This is a genomic window from Microbispora sitophila (genome assembly GCF_014892245.1).
Lineage (GTDB): Bacteria > Actinomycetota > Actinomycetes > Streptosporangiales > Streptosporangiaceae > Microbispora > Microbispora siamensis.
The window spans coordinates 45219-63845 of sequence record NZ_JADBGC010000036.1 but is presented as its reverse complement, the minus strand read 5'-3'; the positions used below and the strand labels follow the sequence as shown (position 1 = coordinate 63845).

Here is an 18627-nt window from a genome sequence, read left to right as displayed (position 1 = left end):
ACAGGTCCGGCGGACCCATCTCCCACGTCTGGGCGGCTTCAATCTACCGTGACGGATTTCGTTGCCGTTACATGTCGATGTCGCGGAATCCGAACTTCTTTCACAGTGAAGCCACGTAATCACTTGGCAAAACGCAGAAGTGGCATGCACACTGTCCAACAGCGACGGATCACCTGAGGGAAGGTTGCGATGACGCGCCCCGACGTACTCAAGGCCGCACAGGACAATCTCTGGATGCACTTCACGCGCCACTCCTCCTATGAGGGAGGGGAGGTGCCCATGATCGTGCGCGGCGAGGGCGCCTACGTCTACGACATCCACGGCAAGCGGTATCTCGACGGCCTGGCCGGACTGTTCGTGGTCCAGGTCGGCCACGGCCGCGCCGAGCTGGCCGAGGCCGCCGCCAAGCAGGCCCAGGAGCTCGCGTTCTTCCCCCTGTGGTCGTACGCCCACCCGAAGGCCGCCGAGCTCGCCGCGCGACTCGCGGAGCTCACCCCCGGCGACCTCAACCGCGTGTTCTTCACCACCGGCGGCGGCGAGGCCGTCGAGTCGGCCTGGAAGCTGGCCAAGCAGTACTACAAGATCAAGGGCAAGCCGCTGAAGACCAAGGTCGTCAGCCGGTCCATCGCCTACCACGGCACCCCGCAGGGCGCGCTGTCGATCACCGGCATCCCGGCGCTCAAGCAGGTCTTCGAGCCGCTGGTGCCCGGCGCGATCAAGGCCCCCAACACGAACCTCTACCGCGCCGACGAGATCTCCGGCTTCCCCGGCCTGGAGAAGGACCCCGAGGCGTTCGGCCGCTGGGCCGCCGACCAGGTCGGCAAGGCCATCGAGATGGAGGGCCCGGACACCGTGGCCGCCGTCTTCGTCGAGCCGGTGCAGAACGCCGGCGGCTGTTTCCCGCCGCCCCCCGGATACTTCCAGCGCCTGCGCGAGATCTGCGACGCCCACGACGTGCTGCTCGTGTCGGACGAGGTCATCTGCGCCTTCGGCCGGCTGGGCACGATGTTCGGCGGCCAGAAGTTCGACTACGTGCCGGACATCATCACCTGTGCGAAGGGTCTGACCAGCGGTTACTCGCCCATCGGCGCGATGATCGCCTCGGAGCGGCTGTTCGAGCCGTTCAAGAACGGCACCGAGACCTTCGCGCACGGCTACACCTTCGGCGGCCACCCGGTGTCGGCCGCCGTCGCCCTGGCCAACCTCGACATCTTCGAGCGGGAGGGCCTGCTCGAGCACGTCACGGCCAACGAGCCGGTGTTCAAGGCGGCCCTCGACCGGCTGCTGGACCTGCCGATCGTCGGCGACGTCCGCGGCTCGGGCTACTTCTACGGAATCGAGCTGGTCAAGGACAAGTCCACCAAGCAGACGTTCAACGAGGAGGAGTCGGAGCGCCTGCTGCGCGGCTTCCTCTCGAAGGCGCTGTACGACGCCGGCCTGTACTGCCGGGCGGACGACCGAGGGGACCCGGTCGTGCAGCTCGCCCCGCCGCTGATCTGCGGCCCCAAGGAGTTCGACGAGATCGAGTCGATCCTCCGTTCGGTGCTCACCGAGGCGTGGGCCCGCCTGTAGACCATGGAGCTCGTGCGGCCGGGTAGGGGGCGACCGTGACGAGTGACCGCTCGAAAGGACACAACTCATGAAGATCGGCGTGCCCGCCGAGGTCAAGAACCACGAATACCGCGTCGCCGCCACCCCGGCCGGCGTCCACGAGCTCGTCCGTCACGGCCACGAGGTCAGCGTCCAGCGCGGCGCCGGGCTCGGCTCCCACATCACCGACGAGGAGTACCTCGCGGCCGGCGCCAAGCTGGTCGAGGGCGCCGACGAGGTGTGGGCCGAGTCCGAGATGATCCTCAAGGTCAAGGAGCCGATCGCGGAGGAGTACCACCGGCTCCGCGCGGACCAGATCCTGTTCACCTACCTCCACCTGGCCGCCTCCCGCCCGTGCACCGACGCGCTGCTCGCGGCCGGCACCACCGCCATCGCGTACGAGACCGTCCAGGTCGGCAACGGCCTGCCGCTGCTGGCCCCGATGTCGGAGGTCGCCGGGCGGCTGGCCCCCCAGGTCGGCGCGTACAACCTGATGCGCTTCAACGGCGGCCGCGGCGTGCTCCCCGGCGGGGTGCCCGGCGTGGCCCCCGCCAAGGTCGTCGTGATCGGCGGCGGCGTCTCCGGCCTGAACGCGGCGCAGATCGCCGTCGGCATGGGCGCGGACGTGACGATCCTCGACGTCAACATCGACCGGCTGCGCTTCATCGACGCCATCTACCAGGGCCGGCTGAAGACGCTGGTCTCGACGTCGTACGCGATCGAGCGGGCCGTGATCGAGGCCGACCTGGTCATCGGCGCCGTGCTCATCCCGGGCGCCAAGGCCCCGACGCTCGTCTCCAACGAGCTGGTCTCCCGCATGAAGCCGGGCTCCGTGCTCGTCGACATCGCGATCGACCAGGGCGGCTGCTTCGAGGACTCCCGCCCGACCACGCACGACGAGCCGACGTTCCGCGTGCACGAGTCGGTGTTCTACTGCGTGGCGAACATGCCGGGCTCGGTGGCCAACACCTCCACCTACGCCCTGACCAACGCGACCCTGCCCTACGTCCTCAAGCTCGCCGACAAGGGCTGGAAGGACGCGCTGCGCGGCGACGAGGCGCTCGGCCTGGGCCTCAACACCCACGCCGGCGTGCTCACCAACGAGCCGGTCGCGGCGGCGCACGGTCTGCGGTACACGCCGGTCGCGGAGATCCTCGCCGCCTGACCGCATACGTGGGGGATCAGCGCAGGCCGAGGCGTCTGCGCAGATCCCTCGCGGTGCCGAGCACGTGCTCGACCTCGGCCGGAGTGGGCCACGGGGCCGTGCCCGGCCGCAGCAGCGTCGCGCGCACCAGGCCGAGGTGCTCGATCGCGGCCCGGTGCAGCCCGCTCGCCCGTGCGAGCCACCCCACGGTGTCCGCCGGTCCGGCCTCGTCCGGCACGTCACCGGGGGGTAACGCCCCTGTGACCAGATCACCCGTGACCAGATCCCACGTGCCGAGGATCTCGATCAGGTCCTCGGGCTCCGCCGCCGGGTCGCCGCGCCTGCGCGCCGCCGCGACGGCGAGTTCCGCGCGTGCGGCCTGCCCGGGCTCCGCGGGCCGGCTCCAGTACGGCGGGGCCGGGTCGAGCAGGCATCCCTCGGCCTCGGGGGACGCGCCGAGCAGGGGCAGCAGCGTCCGCAGTTCGACCATGGCGCCGTGGTGCCCGCGTTCGGCCGCCCGCCTGAACCAGTGGCGTCCGCCCTTCAGGTCGTTGTGCTCCGCGACGAGCAGCAGCCCGAAGCGGAAGGCGGCCTCGGGGTCGTCGGCCGCGGCCCGCCCGTACCAGTGGGCGGCCGCCGCCTTGTCGTCCATCCGGGCGCAGACGAGACCGGCCATCCGCCGCGCGTCCGGCCGCCCGGTCTTCGCCGCCCGTTCGAAGCAGGCACGCGCTGTGGGCAGGTCGCCCCGGCACAGCGCCATGTCGCCGAGCCGGAAGGCCGCCCCGGGGTGGTCGGCGCGGGCGGCGAGCCGGTAGAACGCCTCCGCGCCCTTCTCGTCGCGGGCCGCGTGCAGGAGCAGGGCCATGTGATAGGCGGCCTCCGCCTGGCCGCCGCGCGCCGCGTACTCCCACCAGTGCAGCGCCTCCGCCTCGTCGCCCGCGGCGTAGCCCAGGAAGCCCAGGTCGTGGGCCGAGCGCAGGTCGCCGTCCACCGCCGCCCTGAAGTGCCAGCGCCGGGCGCCCATGCCGTCGCCCTGGTCCTCGCACAGCAGGGCCAGCCGCCGGGCCGCGTGGCGGGAGCCGTCCTCGGCCGCCCGCTCGAACCACTTGCGCGCTCCGTCGGTGTCGCCGCGCCGCTCCAGCAGCAGCGAGGCCAGGTTCGTCGCCGCGTCGGCGTCGCCGGTGTCGGCCGCCAGCTCGAACCAGCCGATGGCCTCCTCGGTCGTCCCGTGCGTGCGGTGCCACAGCCCCAGGTTGTAGGCGCTGTCGACGTTGCCCGCCCGCGCCGCCCGTTCCCACCAGTGCCGGGCGCCCAGTCGGTCGTCGCGCTCCGCGCACAGCCGGCCCAGCCGGTGCGCCGCGTCGCGGTCGCCGTCGCGGGCCCTGTCGACCAGGTTCGCCTCGGCCGGGTCCAGGGGTTCAGGGGTACGCGGGACCGGTATCCCGGGCCACGCTGTCGCCTCCGTCGCTCCCACTAGTGTCATGCCAGACAGGGTGGCATGTAACCGGGGCGTCACGGAGCGTTATTGGCAAGACATTGGGGTGACGCCCCGACGGCGTGCCGGACGCACGAGCATCGCCACCCCGCGCTCCCGCCTGAGCTTGGCGTGCGTCCGGCGGCCGAGGGTTCCGGGATATCCCGGAGTTCGCCGCAGGGATTGCCACGATGCTGCCGGTCAGGGCCCCGGCGCATCGTGGGACTCGTCAAAGCGGATCCAGGAAAGAGAGATGAGTCAGATGAAGCGTCGTGGAGCACGTGTCAAGGCCGTCATCGTCGGCGGGCTGGCCGTCGGTCTCACGTGCGGGACGGTGGCCGGTGCCGCGCACGCGGACGTGAACCGGCGCCCCCCGAGGATCACCAGCATCATTCCGGACGACGGCGCGTTACGGGTGACATGGGGACCGGACACGTTCTTCTCCGGCACGGTCCCGGGCGAGTCGACGGTCCTGTATTTCGGCGCCAACCAGGAGGGCCGATGGGACGACAGGGGGGCCACCACCTCGTTCACCGTTCCCGCCGCGCACGTGCGGGCCTACGCCGGGCAGGCCCCCCGGGTGACCGTCTGTTACCTGTGGCCCGGGCACCCGTCGGAGTGCAGTTCCAGCGACCCCATCCCGATCAACGGGAACGCGCCCTCCTACCCTCCGGGTGCGGGCCAGTTGCGCCCCGTGCCCAAGCCGCAGGCTCTGCGGGTCGTCGCGTACCGCGACTACCGGGCGACGGTGCAGTGGGTCAACGGCAGCCCGCCGTACAAGAAGGTGCTGTTCCGGTACGACCCCGGCGTGCAGATGGAGCTGCCGGGCAACGCGACCACGGCCACCACGGGGACGCTGGTTCCCGGCCGGACCTACACCTTCAAGGTGGAAGGCGGCTGGTCCGGCGGCCTCTTCTCGACCCGGTACTCCGGCTGGACCGAGATCACGTACACCGTTCCGAAGAACCCGCCCTTCTGGCCGGGCGGTTCGGTGAACAAGCCGTACGGGCCGGACACGTGCAAGCAGGGATACGTCTGGCGCGAGACCACTCCCGCGGACCACGTCTGCGTGACGCCCGCCACCCGCGACCAGGTGCGCACCGACAACGCCCTCGCGGCGAGCCGGCGCCAGGGGTGGGGACCCTACGGGGCGGACACGTGCAAGCAGGGATACGTCTGGCGGGAGGCCACTCCGGCCGACCACGTCTGCGTGACGCCCGCCACCCGGGACCAGACCCGGGCCGACAACGCCCTCGCGGCGAGCCGGCGCCTTCCCTGACCCGCGGCGAGCGTGGCACAGCTGACGCCGGCCGGAACCACCCGGCCGGCATCCGCATCGCCCGGCCTGCCGCGGGAACTCCATGTGGGCCCTCCACCTTGGACCGCTCACGGGTCAGGGGATGCGCTCGAACCTGACGAAGCCCACGTACATTCCCATCCCGCAGGCGTAACGCAGCCGCCCCTCCGGACGGGCCGCGAGCCGCACCACGCGCTCGCCGGTCACGGGGAGCACGACGTCGTGGTCGTCGATCGCGAGCGTGCGTGTGCAGCTCCGGTTGTCCTTCGTCCTGAAGACGAGTTCGACGGGCCGGTCGGCGGCGGCGACGGCGATGCCGGGCCGGAAACCCTCCGCGGTCGCCCAGACGGTGAGCCGCTGCACGCCGTCGGTTCCGGTGAGGGCGCGTCCCGCGGCGGCGGCGGGGGAGCCGAACTGGGGTAGCGAGAAGTCCGGCAGCCAGCCACCGAGCCGCAGGCCGGAGCCGACGGTGAACAGCCCGGCGGCCAGGGCCGCGATCCCCGCCAGGGCGGCCAGCCTGGTCGAGGCGAGCGTACGCAGCAGCAGTCCCAGCGCGGCGAAGGCGGGCGCCGTGCCGAGGGCGAGCCCCGCGAGCGCGGCCGCGCCTCCGAGCGCGGAACCCGCGCCGACGGCCACGACCTCCATGCCGATCGTGACGCCGCACGGTACGAAGATCGTGGCCATGCCCAGTGCCGCCGCCCGCACGAGAGTCGGGGAGCGCGTGCCGCCCCGCGTGACCGTCTCTGCCGCGGCCGTGCCAGGGGATGCGGTCTCGCGGGTGGCAGAGGCCGTGCGGCCGGGTGCGCTGCGCGGTGGCGCGCAATCGCATCCGTGCTCGCTGTGCCCGTGCCCGTTGTGCTCGTGCCCGTTGTGCCCGTGCTCGCTGTGCACGGGCTCGCTGTCCGGGGGCGAGCATCCACGTCCGCGTGAGGGGCGCGCCGGCCCGGGTCCCGCCGGAGCGCAGCCCGCGCCGCGGCGGCGGAGCATCCGTACGGCGAGGACGACCACCGCGGTTCCGGCGGCGACGAGCAGCGCCGCGCGGGTGCGCGGGCCGATCTGGACGACCGCGCCCGCCAGCCCGAGCAACGCCCCGAGGGCGGTGTGGGCGGCGAGCCTGCCGGTCAGGAACGCGGCCACCGGAGGAAGCCCGCGCGACGGGCCGTGCGGGCTCCCGCGGGGGGAGACGAGGCCGATGAGGAGGCCGCCCTGGACCGCGGCGCACGACGCCGTGCCCGCGGCCAGGCCGGCGGCGAGGCCCCCGGCGAACAGGGCGGCCGGGTTCACGGTCAGCCGGTGAGCGCGAGGTCGTCCAGCGCGCCGGTCTTCGCCGCCTCCACGAGCGAGCCGAGCTGGTCGATGCTCATCTCCACCTTCTGGCCGAAGTCGTCGGTGATGACGACCTGACGCTCTGCCGGGGCGGAGGCGTCCACGAACAGCTCGGGGCAGCCGCAGCTGCAGTTGCCACAGAATCGGGCGATGGACTTCACGCCAGTCCTCCTCGTAGGGCGGGGCCTTTGCTCGCAACGTAATGTGATCGTGTGGGGGCGACCAGTAACAGTTCGCTGACCGAGCGGAGAGAAGACCGCCACTTCCGGCGGGCGATCACGGCGCTCGGTTTCGCCGCGATTCGGATGAAGGAAAGTTGCAGAACCCTCACGAGTTTTGCAGATTATTGACCTGAGCTTGGACCGCCGCATATGGTCCGGACAAGATCCGCATTAGCTCAACCCCCCGGAGCGGTCAATGAAACGTCTGACAGCGGTCGCGGCGTTGCTCAGCCTCGCGGCCGTCGCGGCATGCAGCGGCGGCGGCACGAGCGGGAACTCCACAGGCGGCGGTGGCGGCGTCTACACCACGGTCGATATCAACAAGCCGTCGCTCGACGTCAACGCGCCGATCAACCCGTGGAACCCCAAGGGCAACGCGTTCTGGGGCTACAACGCGATGAGGATCGCCTGGGCGAAGAACACCCTCACCGACCCGAACCAGTTCTATCCGGGCATCGCGGCGAGCTGGGAGATCGCGCCGGACAACTCCTCGATCACCCTTCACCTGCAGCCGGGCAACAAGTGGTCCGACGGGCAGCCCGTCACCGCCGAGGACGTGAGGTTCTCCATCGCGCTGGCCTACACCCAGGGCAGCACCGCCTTCGCGGTCGATCCCGGCGCGGCCGGCGCGGCCTCGGACGTCCAAGTCGTCGACGACAAGACCATCAAGATCACCCAGGACATGAAGAACCCCAGCGTCACGTTCGTACGCGGGGTCATGGACGCCTTCGTGGTGCCGAAGCACGTGTGGCAGAGCGTCGTCCCCGGCGATTTCTGGGACATGCTCAAGACCGCCCGCGGCGACGGCCCGGAGGCGGAGGCGGCGCGCGGGCAGATCAAGGCGCTGTCGGAGAAGGTGCTCGCGTTCGCCCCGGCCCAGGACGTGTCGGCCGGGCCGTTCGTCCTCAAGCGGATGAACCCCGGCGAGGCGCTGCTGGTGAAGAACAAGAACTTCTACAACGCCGCCAACGTCGCGCCCGACCAGCTCAAGCTGCTCAACACCACCGGGAACGAGCAGATCTGGAACTACCTGACCTCCGGCAAGCTCGACAACGCCCCGTTCACCGCGGTGCCCGCCGACGTGATGAAGCGCATCAAGGCGACCCCCGGCAACCAGGTCATCAAGGGCTACTCCCCGGTGGCCGTCTCGCTGGCGTTCAACCAGGCGAAGAAGCCGTACGACAACGTGCACGTGCGGCGCGGGCTGGCCTACCTGATCAACCGTGAGGAGGTCACGCAGATCGCCTCTCCGGAGGGCGGCACGGCGGCCGTGACCACCTCGGGCATCCACCAGAAGGCCGCCAGGGAATGGCTCGGCGCCGAACTCGACGCGCTGGAGCCGTACAAGCTGGACCCGGCCAAGGCCGACAAGGAGTTCACGGAGGCCGGCCTCAAGAAGAAGGACGGCAAGTGGACGCTGGCCGACGGCAAGCCGTGGAAGGTGACCATCCACATCCCGGCGCCGTTCTCCGACTGGGTCTCCGCGGCCAAGGCCATCACCAGCCAGCTCACCACGGCCGGCGTGGACGCCGAGGTGGTGACCACCGCCGACTACCCGCTCTACCTGTCGGAGCTCGCCGAGGGCAAGTACGACCTGGGCTTCTGGCTCATCGCGCTCGGGCCCGCGCCGTACAACATCTTCCAGCGCCTGTACGGCACCTCCAACGGCTGGAACATCCTCGGCGGCAAGGTCAAGCACTCGGCTCCCGGCAAGGACGGCAACTGGATGGGCGGCCCCGAGTCGATCGACGTCGAGGGCGTCGGCGCGGTCAACCCCGGTGAGCTGACCGCCCAGCTCAACAGCGTCAGCGGCGACGAGCAGAAGGTTGTGATCGCCAAGCTCGCCAAGGCGGCCAACCAGGATCTCCCGGTTATCCAGCTCTGGGACTACGTGAACACGCAGTTCGTCAACACCAACCGCTTCACCGGCTTCCCTCCCGACGACAGCGATCTGCTGCGCCAGCCCTCCGGCGTCTGGATCCAGCTCGGCATGATCAAGAAAAAGCAATAGTCCATGATGGTTCTCCTCCGGCGGCTCGCGGGCCATGTGGCCCGCGGGTTCGTCATGATCCTGGTCGTCACGACGATCAGCTTCCTGATCATCAGGAGCGTCCCGGGCGACCCGCTCGCCGCTCGCTACCAGAAGCTCGTCGAGCAGGGCATGGCCCCCGACGCCGCCCAGCGCGCGGTCGAGGTGTTGTACGGCTTCACGCCGAAGGGCAGCCTGTGGGAGCAGTACCTCGACTACATGGGCGGGCTGGCCCACCTCGACCTCGGGCAGTCGCTGTCCGTGCCCGGCGCCGGCGTGTCCACCGTGCTGTTCTCCGCCGCCAAGTGGACCGTGATCCCGGTGCTCGCCGGGACGCTGCTGAGCTTCCTCGTCGGGGTCGTCATGGGCGTCTACGCGGCGATCAAGCGGACCGGCGTGCTGGGCGACCTCCTCGCGATCTCCGGATCGCTGCTGCACGGCGTCCCGCAGTACGTGCTGGCGCTGCTGCTGGGAGCGATCTTCACCACGCTGATCCCGATCCTGCCTGCCGGGGGGACGGCCGACATCGTGATCGACCCCGGCTTCACCCCCGACTACATCGGCTCGCTGGTCCAGCACGCCACCCTGCCGGTCGTCACGTACGCGCTGGCGGGTTACGGCGGGTGGATCCTCGCGATGAAGTCGAGCGTGGTCACCGTGCTCGGCGACGACTTCATCCTGGCCGCCGAGCTGCGCGGGATGAAGCGGTCGATCATCTTCCGCTACGTGGCGCGCAACGCGATCCTGCCGCTGTTCACGATCCTGGCGCTCTCGCTGGGCCTGCTCTTCGGCGGCGCGATCTTCATCGAGCGCATCTTCAACTACCCGGGCCTGGGGCTGATGCTCATCGACAGCATCAACAACCGTGACTACTCGCTGATGGGCGGGGCGTTCCTGCTCATCACGACGGCGGTCGTCGTGGCGAACATCGCCGCCGACCTCCTCTACACGGTCATCGACCCCCGGGTGCGCAGCGGAGGGGGGGTGGCATGAGCGAGCGGAGCGAGCGAATCAGTAGGCACGGTGCGATTCGCGAATGCGACCCCGAGCCGCCAGGCGAGGGGGTGGCATGAGCGAGCGGAGCGAGCGAATCAGTAGGCACGGTGCGATTCGCGAATGCGACCCCGAGCCGCCAGGCGAGGGGGTGGCATGAGCGCGACGATCGTGCCGGAGGCGGAGGCGGGGGCCACAGCGGCGGTCCGCCGCAACTTCTGGCGAGGCGTCTGGCGGGTCATGCGGCGCAAGCCGAGCCGGATGGCCGGGGCGGTCATCCTCGCGGTGTTCGCCTTCATGGGGATCTTCGGGCCGTTGCTCTACCCCGACCCGCTGCCCCGCGACACGAGCGCGCTCTACGCCCCGCCGAGCCTGCGGCACCCGTTCGGCACCGACTTCGAGGGCACGGACGTGCTCGCCCTCGTCGTCACCGGTTCCCGGTACGTCCTGCTGACCGCCGTCGTGACGGCCGTCATCACGGTCGTCGTCGGCGCGGGCATCGGGCTGTTCGCCGGGTTCCGGCGGGGCCGCTGGGACACCGTGCTCATGCGGTTCACCGACATGAAGCTCACGATCCCCGGGCTGCCGCTGCTGCTGGTGCTGTCGACGGTGTGGAAGTTCACCGGCGCCGTCGAGATGGGACTGGTGCTCGGGCTGCTCGGCTGGGGCGGCGTGGCCCGGGCCGTGCGGGCGCAGACGCTGTCGTTGCGTGAGCGGGGCTTCATCGAGGCCGCCCGGGGGCTCGGCCTGTCCACGACGCACATCGTCGGCAGGGAGTTGCTGCCCGGCATGGCGCCGTACATCGCGATGAACGCGCTCATCGCGGTGACCGGCGCGGTCTACGCGCAGGTGGGCCTGTTCTTCCTGGGCGTGCTGCCGTTCGAGGCGAACAACTGGGGCGTCATGCTCAACCTCGCCGTCTTCGGCGGCGGAGCGTTGACCACGACGGCCGCGCTGCCGTATCTGCTGGCGCCGCTGCTGGCGATCCTGCTGCTCACGCTCGGCATCGTGCTGGTCGTGGACGCCATGGACGAGATCTTCAACCCCCGGCTGCGGGAGGAGTGAGCATGGCTCCCGAGCAGAGCCCTCCCGGCGTGCGGATCCGCGGGCTGACCGTGGTCTACCGCACCCCGGCCGGCGAGCTGCCGGCGGTGTCCGGCGTCGACCTCGCCCTCGCGCCCGGCACGATCACCGGTGTCGTCGGCGAGTCGGGCTCCGGCAAGTCCACGCTCGCGCTGTCGCTGCTCAACGCCGTACAGCCGCCCGGCAGGATCGCCGCGGGCAGCGTCGAGATCGACGGGCTCGGCGACGTGGTGGCGCTCGGCGGCGAGGGGCTTCGCCGGGCCCGGGGACGACATGTCGGGTACGTCTTCCAGGCGGCGCAGAACTCCCTCAACCCGCTCAAGACGGTCGGCAAACAGGTGCTCGACCTGGGCCGTTCCCACGGCGTCGAGGACGCGCGCGGCCTGCTGGCGGACGCCCGCGACCTGCTCGGCCGGATGGGCCTGGACGGCGCCCGGGTGCTCGACTCCTACCAGCACGAACTGTCCGGCGGCATGCGCCAGCGGGTCGGCATCATGCTGGCCCTGGTGCTGAACGCCCGCCTCGTCGTGCTGGACGAGCCCACGACCGCCCTCGACATGATCACGCAGGCGACGATCCTGCGCATCGTCCGGGAGGTCCACGCCGAGCGGGGGCTCACCACGCTCGTCATCACCCACGACCTCGGGGTGGTCGCCGAGGTCGCCGACCGGCTCGCGGTCATGTACGGCGGGCGGGTGGCCGAGCAGGGCCCGACCCGCGAGGTGCTGGCCGAGCCGCGCCACCCGTACACGCGGGGGCTGCTCGGGGCCATCCCGCGCCTCGTCGGCGACATCGGCGAGGCGCGCGCCCTGCCGGGCCGTCCGCCGACGCTGGCCGACATCCCGGCCGACGGGTGCGTGTTCCGCGAGCGCTGCCCGCTGCGCATGGACGTGTGCGAGACCGGCAGCCCGCCCGTCGTCATCCGGGGCTCCCGCTCGGCGGCGTGCCACGTCGTACGGGACGACGACGGGGACAGACCGGCCGTGGCCGCCGCGACGGGGGAGGACCAGGCATGATCAGCGGGACCGGCATCACGAAGACGTTCGCGCAGCGCGGCGGGGTCCTCGGAGCGCGGGAGGTCCCGGCGCTGCGCGGCGTGGACTTCGCGATCCCGAAGGGCGGCGCCGTCTCGTTCATCGGCGAGTCGGGCTGTGGCAAGACCACGCTCGGCCGGATCATCGCCGGGCTGGAGACCTGCGACTCCGGAGAGATCGTCATCGACGGCGTGGCGATGTCGTCGTTGAGCCACCGGAGGCGGCAGCCGTACTTCCGCCGGGTGCAACTCATCCACCAGGACCCGTACTCCGCGCTGAACCCGACGCGGACGATTCACCAGGCGCTGGCCGCGCCGCTCGCGCTGCGGGCGAGGCAGACCGGCCGGCCCCGTTCGTGGGCCGACGAGCGGGCGCGGGAACTGCTGGGTCTGGTCGGGCTCGACCCGGGCTACGTGCTGCCGCGCTATCCGCACCAGTTGTCGGGCGGCATGCGCCAGCGCGTGGTGATCGCCCGCGCGCTCACCGTCGATCCCGAGGTCCTGGTCGCCGACGAGGCCGTCTCGATGATCGACGTATCGCTGCGCCTGGGCATCCTCGCGCTGCTGAAGGACCTGCGCGAGCGCCTCGGGGTGAGCGTGCTGTTCATCACCCACGACGTGGCGACGGCCCGCTACATCGGCACCGACGGCGAGCTGTACGTCATCTACCGCGGCCAGGTGGTCGAACGCGGCCCGGTCGAGTGCGTCATCTCGGCTCCGGTGCACCCCTACACGCAGGCGCTGCTGTCGGCCATCCCGGTGCTCCACGGCCTGGAGTCGCCGGGCGAGCAGCGGGTCGTGCCGGTGGAGGCGTCGGGGGAGCACCCGGACGGCTGTCTGTTCGCGCCGCGCTGTCCGTTCAGAACCGAGCGGTGCGAACGCGAGCGGCCCGCGCTCGGCCGCGACGGCGACGTGCCGCAGGAGCACGCCTGCTTCCATCCCGAGCGCCGCAGCGTGGTCGCCGTGCCGGTGAGCGGCCGGTGAGGAGTCGTTTCGGACGCGTACGGCGATCGGGGGAGGCCGGAGATGGAAACCGACGACAGGGACGAGATGACTGACCCACTGACGGGCCTGTCCACAGAGCACAGCGAGCTCGATACAGAGCAGGAGCTCTACACCGAGCAGAGCGAGCTCTACACCGAGCAGAGCGAGCTCTATACGGAGCAGAGCGACCCGCGCTACCGCGAGATCGACCGGCTCCCGACCGAGGAGATCGCCCGCCTGATGAACGCGGCCGACGCCACGGTGCCCGGCGCGGTGGCCTTGGCCATTCCGGCCGTCTCGGCCGCCATCGACGCGATCGCGGGCCGCATGGCGCGGGGCGGACGCCTGTTCTACGTGGGGGCGGGGACGTCCGGCAGGCTCGGCGTCCTCGACGCCTCGGAATGCCCGCCGACCTTCGGCACCGACCCCGAACTCGTGCAGGGAGTCATCGCGGGCGGCGAGGCCGCGCTGACCCGGTCGGTCGAGGGCGCCGAGGACGACCACGACGGCGGGGCGGCGGCCATCGCCGGCCGCGGCCTGGGCCCGCTCGACTCGCTCGTGGGGATCTCCGCCAGCGGTCGCGCGCCGTTCGTACTCGGAGCGCTGGACGAGGCCGCCCGCCGCGGAGCGCTGACCGTGAGCGTGTCCTGCAACCCGGGGTCGCCGCTGTCGGAGCGGGCCGAGCATCCGATCGAGGTGGTGGTCGGCCCCGAGGTGGTGGCCGGCTCGACCCGGCTCAAGGCGGGGACCGCCCAGAAGCTCGTGCTCAACATGATCTCCACGATCGCGATGATCCGGCTCGGCAGGACGTACGGGAACGCCATGATCGAGGTCTCGGCGGTGAACGAGAAGCTCGCGCGCAGGGCGACGCGGATCGTCGGCGACATCACCGGCGCCGGGTCCGCCGCCGCGCGGGCCGCGCTTGAGGCGGCGGACTGGAACGTCAAGGTGGCCGTGCTGATGATCGAGCACGATCTCGGCCCGGACGGCGCCCGGGCGCTGCTGAAGGCCAACGGCGACCGGCTGGAGGGCGCCCGCCACGCCGGAGGCGCCGCCTGACGAGTGCCGGCCGGACCTTGCGGCCTCCCTGCCGCGAAAGAGCCGGCCGGGCGGGGGCAGAGGGCGCTTCGAGGCGGTCGCGCCCTCACGGAACCGGTGGACCGGACGGGTTCCTGAGGTCGGGTCAGGCCGAGCGGGCGCGGCGGTGGGCGTCGCCGAGGTAGTCGGCGAGCGCGTCGCGGGTCGCGCGTAAGGCGGCGTCGGAGGTGTCGAAGGTGCGCTGCGCGACGCCGACGAAGACGCAGTCGACGATGAGCAGCTGGCTGATCCGGCTGGCCAGCGCGCCCGGCCGGAACGCCGTCTCGCGCCCGGCGGAGATCAGGACGTGGTCGGCGAGCCCGGCCAGCGACGAGCGCGGGTTGTTCGTGATCGCCACGACCGTCGCGCCGGCCTTGCGGGCGACCCGCGCCGGGCCGAGCACGTCGGGCGTCTCGCCGGTGCAACTCACCCCGACCGCCACGTCTCCCTCGCGGAGCAGCGCGGCACTGGTGAGCGCGAGGTGCGCGTCGGTGAAGTAGTGGCCGGGCAGCCCGATCCGCATCAGCTTCTGCGCCATGTCGGCCGCGACGAGTCCGGAGGCGCCCACGCCGTACACGTCCACGCGGCGGGCGCCCGCGACGGCGTCCACCACCGCGCCGAGCCCGTCGGGGCTGAGCTGGGCCGCCGTGTCGGCGAGCGCCTGCGACTCGGCCCGGGTGACCTTGGCGATCACGTCGGTCAGAGGGTCGTCCGGGGCGAGGTCGCCGGGCACGAGCCGTTCGGGGGTGTCCCTGGCCACGGCCGCCGCGAGCGCGAACCGCAGCTGGGAGTAGCCGGCGAAGCCCAGCGCCCGAGCCGTCCGCACGATCGTCGCCTCGCTGATCCCCGAGACCGCGCTGACCTCCGTGATCGTGCTGCGGGCCACCATGGCGGGGTCGTCGAGGATGAGGCGCGCGATGGTCTGGGCGGCGGGGGTGAGCGAGGGCAGCACCGCACGCACCGTCGCGATCGGGTTGGCCGGTGCGGCGCCCTCGTTCTCGTTCATCACCTGCAGCCTCTCCTGTGCGCGATCAGCTTAGATCCATGCGCCCGCCGGTGCGGGACAACGGGACCAGAAGTCCACATGTCGAGACATGTGCGGCGTGACCTGGATATCCGGCACCGTCTCCCACGAGGACCTCTGGGGGCAGATTACACGTCGATGACACTTTCTTTTATCCGCATTGATCTGAAAGTAAGTTTCTGCCAGTGTCGTGATCGCCGCATCCCCCCGGCTTTCGGAGGTCCGATTGAGCTCCCCCTCCCGGCGTGCCGTGCTGCGCGGCCTGGCCCTCGCCGCCGCGGCGTCGGCCGTCCCGCTGCCGGCCCTCGCCGCATCCCCCGCTTCCGCCTTCTCCGCCTCTCCCGCCGGGTACGTCCCGCCGCTGCGCCAGATGCGCGGCATGTGGATCGCCTCGGTCGTCAACATCAACTGGCCGTCGAAGACCGGGCTGACGCCCGAGCAGCAGCAGGCCGAGTTCACCGCCTGGCTCGACCTGGCCGTGGCGCGCCGGCTCAACTCCGTGTTCGTGCAGATCAGGCCGACCGCCGACGCCTTCTGGCCGTCGCCGTACGAGCCGTGGTCGCAGTATCTGACCGGCGTCCAGGGGCAGGACCCGGGCTACGACCCGCTGGGCTTCGCCGTCGAGGCGGCCCACCGGAGGGGCCTGGCGTTCCATGCCTGGTTCAACCCCTACCGCGTGTCCATGCAGTCGGACCCGGCCAAGCTGCACCCCGACCACCCCGGCCGCAAACACCCCGACTGGATCGTCCCGTACGGCGGGAAGCTCTACTACAACCCCGGCATCCCCGAGGTCCGGGCGTTCGTGCAGGACGCGATGATGGACGCCGTCACCCGCTACGACATCGACGGCGTGCACTTCGACGACTACTTCTACCCGGTCAACACCACGGCGTTCGACGACAGGGCCGCGTACGCCGCGTACGGCGCGGGCTTCCCCGACCTGGCCTCCTGGCGCCGCAACAACGTCGACCTGCTGGTGCAGGAGATGCAGCGGCGGGTGCGGCAGGCCAAGCCCGAGGTGATCTGGGGCATCGGGCCTTCGGGCATCTGGCGCAACAAGGCCACCGATCCGCTCGGCTCCGACACCAGCGGCGGCCAGTCGTACGACAACCTGCACGCCGACACCCGCGGGTGGGTGAAGAAGGGCTGGCTCGACTACGTCGCGCCGCAGCTCTACTGGTACATCGGCCAGTCGAACGCCGACTACGCCAAGCTCGTCCCCTGGTGGTCCGACGTGGCCGCCGGCACCGGCGTGCAGCTGTGGATCGGCCAGGCGGCGTACAAGGCGGGGACGGCGGGGCAGCCCGCCGAGTGGTTCCAGCCGGACGAACTGTCCCGGCACCTCACGCTCAACCGCGACCATCCGGAGGTCGGCGGGGACATCTGGTACAACGCGGCCGACGTCCGCGACGACCGGCTCGGGTCGATCGGTGCGGTCGTGAGCGAGCACTACACGCGTCCGGCGCTCGCGCCGCTGCTGCCCAGGCTCGCGGGCGGCGAGCGGCCGCGGCGTCCCGTGCTCGCCTCGGCCCGCCGCGTGAGCGGGGGTGTGGAGTTGCACGTCGAGGCCACCGGACCCCGCGCCCCGTTCCAGTTCGCCGTCTTCCGATTCGACCGGCCCGCCGGCCGGCAGGACTTCGCCGACGCGGCGCACCTGGTCGCGGTCGTCCCGGCGGGCAGGCACGTCCGCTGGGTGGACCCGGACGGCGCGCCCGGCCACCGCTACCACGTCACCGCCCTCGACCGGGCGTCCCGGCAGAGCGAGCCGAGCCGGGAACGCAGGGTTGATTAGCAGGGTTCATTAGCAGGGTTCATTGACAACAGGGTGCGTTAAGCAGGGCGTATCGAGCGCCGGTCCGCACGGTCAGGCGGTGCGGGCCGCGGCGTCAGCGGGCGTCAGCGGGCGTCAGCGGGCGGGCGTGAGCTCGGCGAGGTGGGCGTTGAGCGCCTTCCACGCCTGCCATGCCCGCGTCGCCCCGAACTGCGCGTTGAAGCGCAGCACGGCCCGCACGTCCTCGTGTGACGCGCCGGCCCCCAAGGCACGGCCCACGTGGATGCGGAACGTCTCGTCCAGCGTCTGGTAGTGCACGTCGATGCTCATCGTCGTGAACGCCCGCTCGCGGACGCTCAACGTGCCCGGCCCCTGGACGCCCCGCATCCGCGACTGAAGGTCGAAATACTCCAGGAAGTACGGGTCGAGCTCGGTCAGCTCGGCCCGCACCGGCTCGGGCAGCGGGGTCGGCGCCGCGCCGGGACCGGTCTCCAGCAGTTCACTGGGCAGTGGTTCGGCGTCCGGGCGGGGCAGCCCGGACGCGGCCTCGATCTCGGCGAGTCGCTCCAGCGCGCCCAGCGCCGCGACGTACCCGCTGTCGTAGGAGATCAGGCGTAGCAGCGCCCGCATGTCCGCGGTGGAGACGCCGCGCCGCAGGCCCGCGCGGACGTGCATCTCGAACGGGAACCCGAGGGCCGGCTGGCAGACGTCCGCCACCAGGGCCAGGAACACCTTCTCGCGGTCGGTCAGCTCGGGCACCGCCCAGCAGTGCCCGACGCTGGCGGCCGCCATCTGGGCGAACACCGGGTCCATCTCGTTGATCGTGTCGAAGTCCGTCGAAGCGTGGACGGTCACAGGAATCGCTCCTTGAGTGAACGGCTGTAGCGCTACGACTGTAGCGCGATAGCTCTCCTCGTACAATGGGCCGGTCATGGAAGCCACCACGCCCCCGACTCCCGCCGCCCGCCGCCGTCCGAACGCGCGGGGGCAAGGCGAGCGGCTGCGCGAGGAGATCGTCGCGGCGGCCATGCGCATGCTCGACGACCTCGCCGACGACGAGGCGCTGTCGCTGCGGGCCGTGGCGCGCGAGGTGTCCATCGCGGCCACCTCGGTCTACCTGCACTTCCCCGACCGCGACGCGCTCGTGCTCGCGGTTCTGCGGCGCTGTCACGAGGAACTGGTGCGGGCCGGCGACGAGGCCGACGCGGCGCACGAAGACCCGGGAGCCCGCCTGCGGGCCCGGATCCTCGCGCAGGCCGCTTGGGCGCACGAGCATCCGGGCCTCTACAAGGTGCTGCACGAGAGCGCGGTCCACCGCAGGCTCGGCATGCCGTTCAAGGAGGTGCTGGTCGCCAGGACCACGGAGGCGGTCCAGCGCTGCATGGACGCCGGGGTCGCCCCGCGCGACGACGCGGCGACGGTCGCGATCGACCTGCGCACGGCGGTGAACGGCATGCTGTCGCAGCGGATCAACGAGCCCGACCTGCCCTGGCCGCCCGCCGAGGAGCAGATCGACCGTTTCCTCATCAAGCTCGTCGGCCTCCCGCCGAGAGCCGGCTGAAAGGTCCTTGCGAGGCAGGC

General features: G+C 71.5%; 16 protein-coding genes. 11 read left to right on the top strand and 5 right to left on the bottom strand.

The features are described 5' to 3' along the window. Positions 1-189 precede the first annotated feature (189 nt). Positions 190-1572, top strand: a complete 1383-nt coding sequence (locus tag IL992_RS41610; RefSeq protein WP_193208787.1) for an aspartate aminotransferase family protein — start codon at positions 190-192, stop codon at positions 1570-1572. Positions 1573-1639: 67 nt separating this feature from the next. Next, positions 1640-2755, top strand: coding sequence for an alanine dehydrogenase (ald, locus tag IL992_RS41605; RefSeq protein WP_193208786.1), 1116 nt, complete (start codon positions 1640-1642; stop codon positions 2753-2755). Between the two features lie 16 nt (positions 2756-2771). Here the strand turns inward: ald and IL992_RS41600 are convergent, their stop codons facing one another. Continuing rightward, positions 2772-4217: an SEL1-like repeat protein gene (locus tag IL992_RS41600; protein WP_193208785.1), complete on the bottom strand. Its 1446-nt coding sequence runs from the start codon at positions 4215-4217 to the stop codon at positions 2772-2774. A gap of 253 nt (positions 4218-4470) precedes the next feature. On the opposite strand from IL992_RS41600, the gene IL992_RS41595 reads away from it, so the two are divergent. Continuing rightward, on the top strand, positions 4471-5487 hold the full coding sequence (locus IL992_RS41595; protein ID WP_226874748.1) for a hypothetical protein: 1017 nt from the start codon (positions 4471-4473) through the stop codon (positions 5485-5487). A gap of 114 nt (positions 5488-5601) precedes the next feature. On the opposite strand, the gene IL992_RS41590 is transcribed toward IL992_RS41595, so the two are convergent. Both IL992_RS41590 and IL992_RS48765 read right to left on the bottom strand, forming a co-directional pair. Next, positions 5602-6789, bottom strand: coding sequence for an urease accessory protein UreH domain-containing protein (locus IL992_RS41590; RefSeq protein WP_193208783.1), 1188 nt, complete (start codon positions 6787-6789; stop codon positions 5602-5604). A 2-nt stretch (positions 6790-6791) separates the two neighbouring features. Further along, positions 6792-6992, bottom strand: a complete 201-nt coding sequence (locus IL992_RS48765; RefSeq protein WP_030511053.1) for a hypothetical protein — start codon at positions 6990-6992, stop codon at positions 6792-6794. Between the two features lie 256 nt (positions 6993-7248). On the opposite strand from IL992_RS48765, the gene IL992_RS41580 reads away from it, so the two are divergent. The 6 genes from IL992_RS41580 (at position 7249) to murQ (ending at position 14233) form a co-directional block, all read left to right on the top strand. Beyond that, a complete protein-coding gene (locus tag IL992_RS41580) occupies positions 7249-9063 on the top strand; it encodes an ABC transporter substrate-binding protein (protein WP_193208782.1) in 1815 nt (604 codons plus the stop codon). Between the two features lie 3 nt (positions 9064-9066). Then, the gene (locus IL992_RS41575) at positions 9067-10074 is read left to right on the top strand and encodes an ABC transporter permease (RefSeq protein ID WP_193208781.1); all 1008 of its coding nucleotides are present in this window, start codon (positions 9067-9069) and stop codon (positions 10072-10074) included. A gap of 156 nt (positions 10075-10230) precedes the next feature. Continuing rightward, on the top strand, positions 10231-11139 hold the full coding sequence (locus IL992_RS41570) for an ABC transporter permease (RefSeq protein WP_193208780.1): 909 nt from the start codon (positions 10231-10233) through the stop codon (positions 11137-11139). Between the two features lie 2 nt (positions 11140-11141). Beyond that, the gene (locus IL992_RS41565; RefSeq protein ID WP_193208779.1) at positions 11142-12173 is read left to right on the top strand and encodes an ABC transporter ATP-binding protein; all 1032 of its coding nucleotides are present in this window, start codon (positions 11142-11144) and stop codon (positions 12171-12173) included. Beyond that, positions 12170-13174, top strand: a complete 1005-nt coding sequence (locus IL992_RS41560) for an ABC transporter ATP-binding protein (protein WP_193208778.1) — start codon at positions 12170-12172, stop codon at positions 13172-13174. The genes IL992_RS41565 and IL992_RS41560 overlap by 4 nt, the downstream gene beginning before the upstream one ends. 66 nt (positions 13175-13240) lie before the next feature. After that, positions 13241-14233, top strand: a complete 993-nt coding sequence (murQ, locus tag IL992_RS41555) for an N-acetylmuramic acid 6-phosphate etherase (protein ID WP_193208777.1) — start codon at positions 13241-13243, stop codon at positions 14231-14233. A gap of 124 nt (positions 14234-14357) precedes the next feature. Here murQ and IL992_RS41550 read toward each other — a convergent pair whose 3' ends face one another. Beyond that, on the bottom strand, positions 14358-15257 hold the full coding sequence (locus tag IL992_RS41550) for a MurR/RpiR family transcriptional regulator (protein ID WP_193208776.1): 900 nt from the start codon (positions 15255-15257) through the stop codon (positions 14358-14360). 244 nt (positions 15258-15501) lie between these two features. Between IL992_RS41550 and IL992_RS41545 the strand changes: the two genes are divergently transcribed. Next, positions 15502-17067: a glycoside hydrolase family 10 protein gene (locus IL992_RS41545; protein WP_193208775.1), complete on the top strand. Its 1566-nt coding sequence runs from the start codon at positions 15502-15504 to the stop codon at positions 17065-17067. Positions 17068-17181: 114 nt separating this feature from the next. Here the strand turns inward: IL992_RS41545 and IL992_RS41540 are convergent, their stop codons facing one another. Then, positions 17182-17901: a carboxymuconolactone decarboxylase family protein gene (locus IL992_RS41540; RefSeq protein WP_319019163.1), complete on the bottom strand. Its 720-nt coding sequence runs from the start codon at positions 17899-17901 to the stop codon at positions 17182-17184. A gap of 76 nt (positions 17902-17977) precedes the next feature. Between IL992_RS41540 and IL992_RS41535 the strand changes: the two genes are divergently transcribed. Beyond that, on the top strand, positions 17978-18607 hold the full coding sequence (locus IL992_RS41535) for a TetR/AcrR family transcriptional regulator (RefSeq protein WP_193208774.1): 630 nt from the start codon (positions 17978-17980) through the stop codon (positions 18605-18607). Positions 18608-18627: the final 20 nt, after the last annotated feature.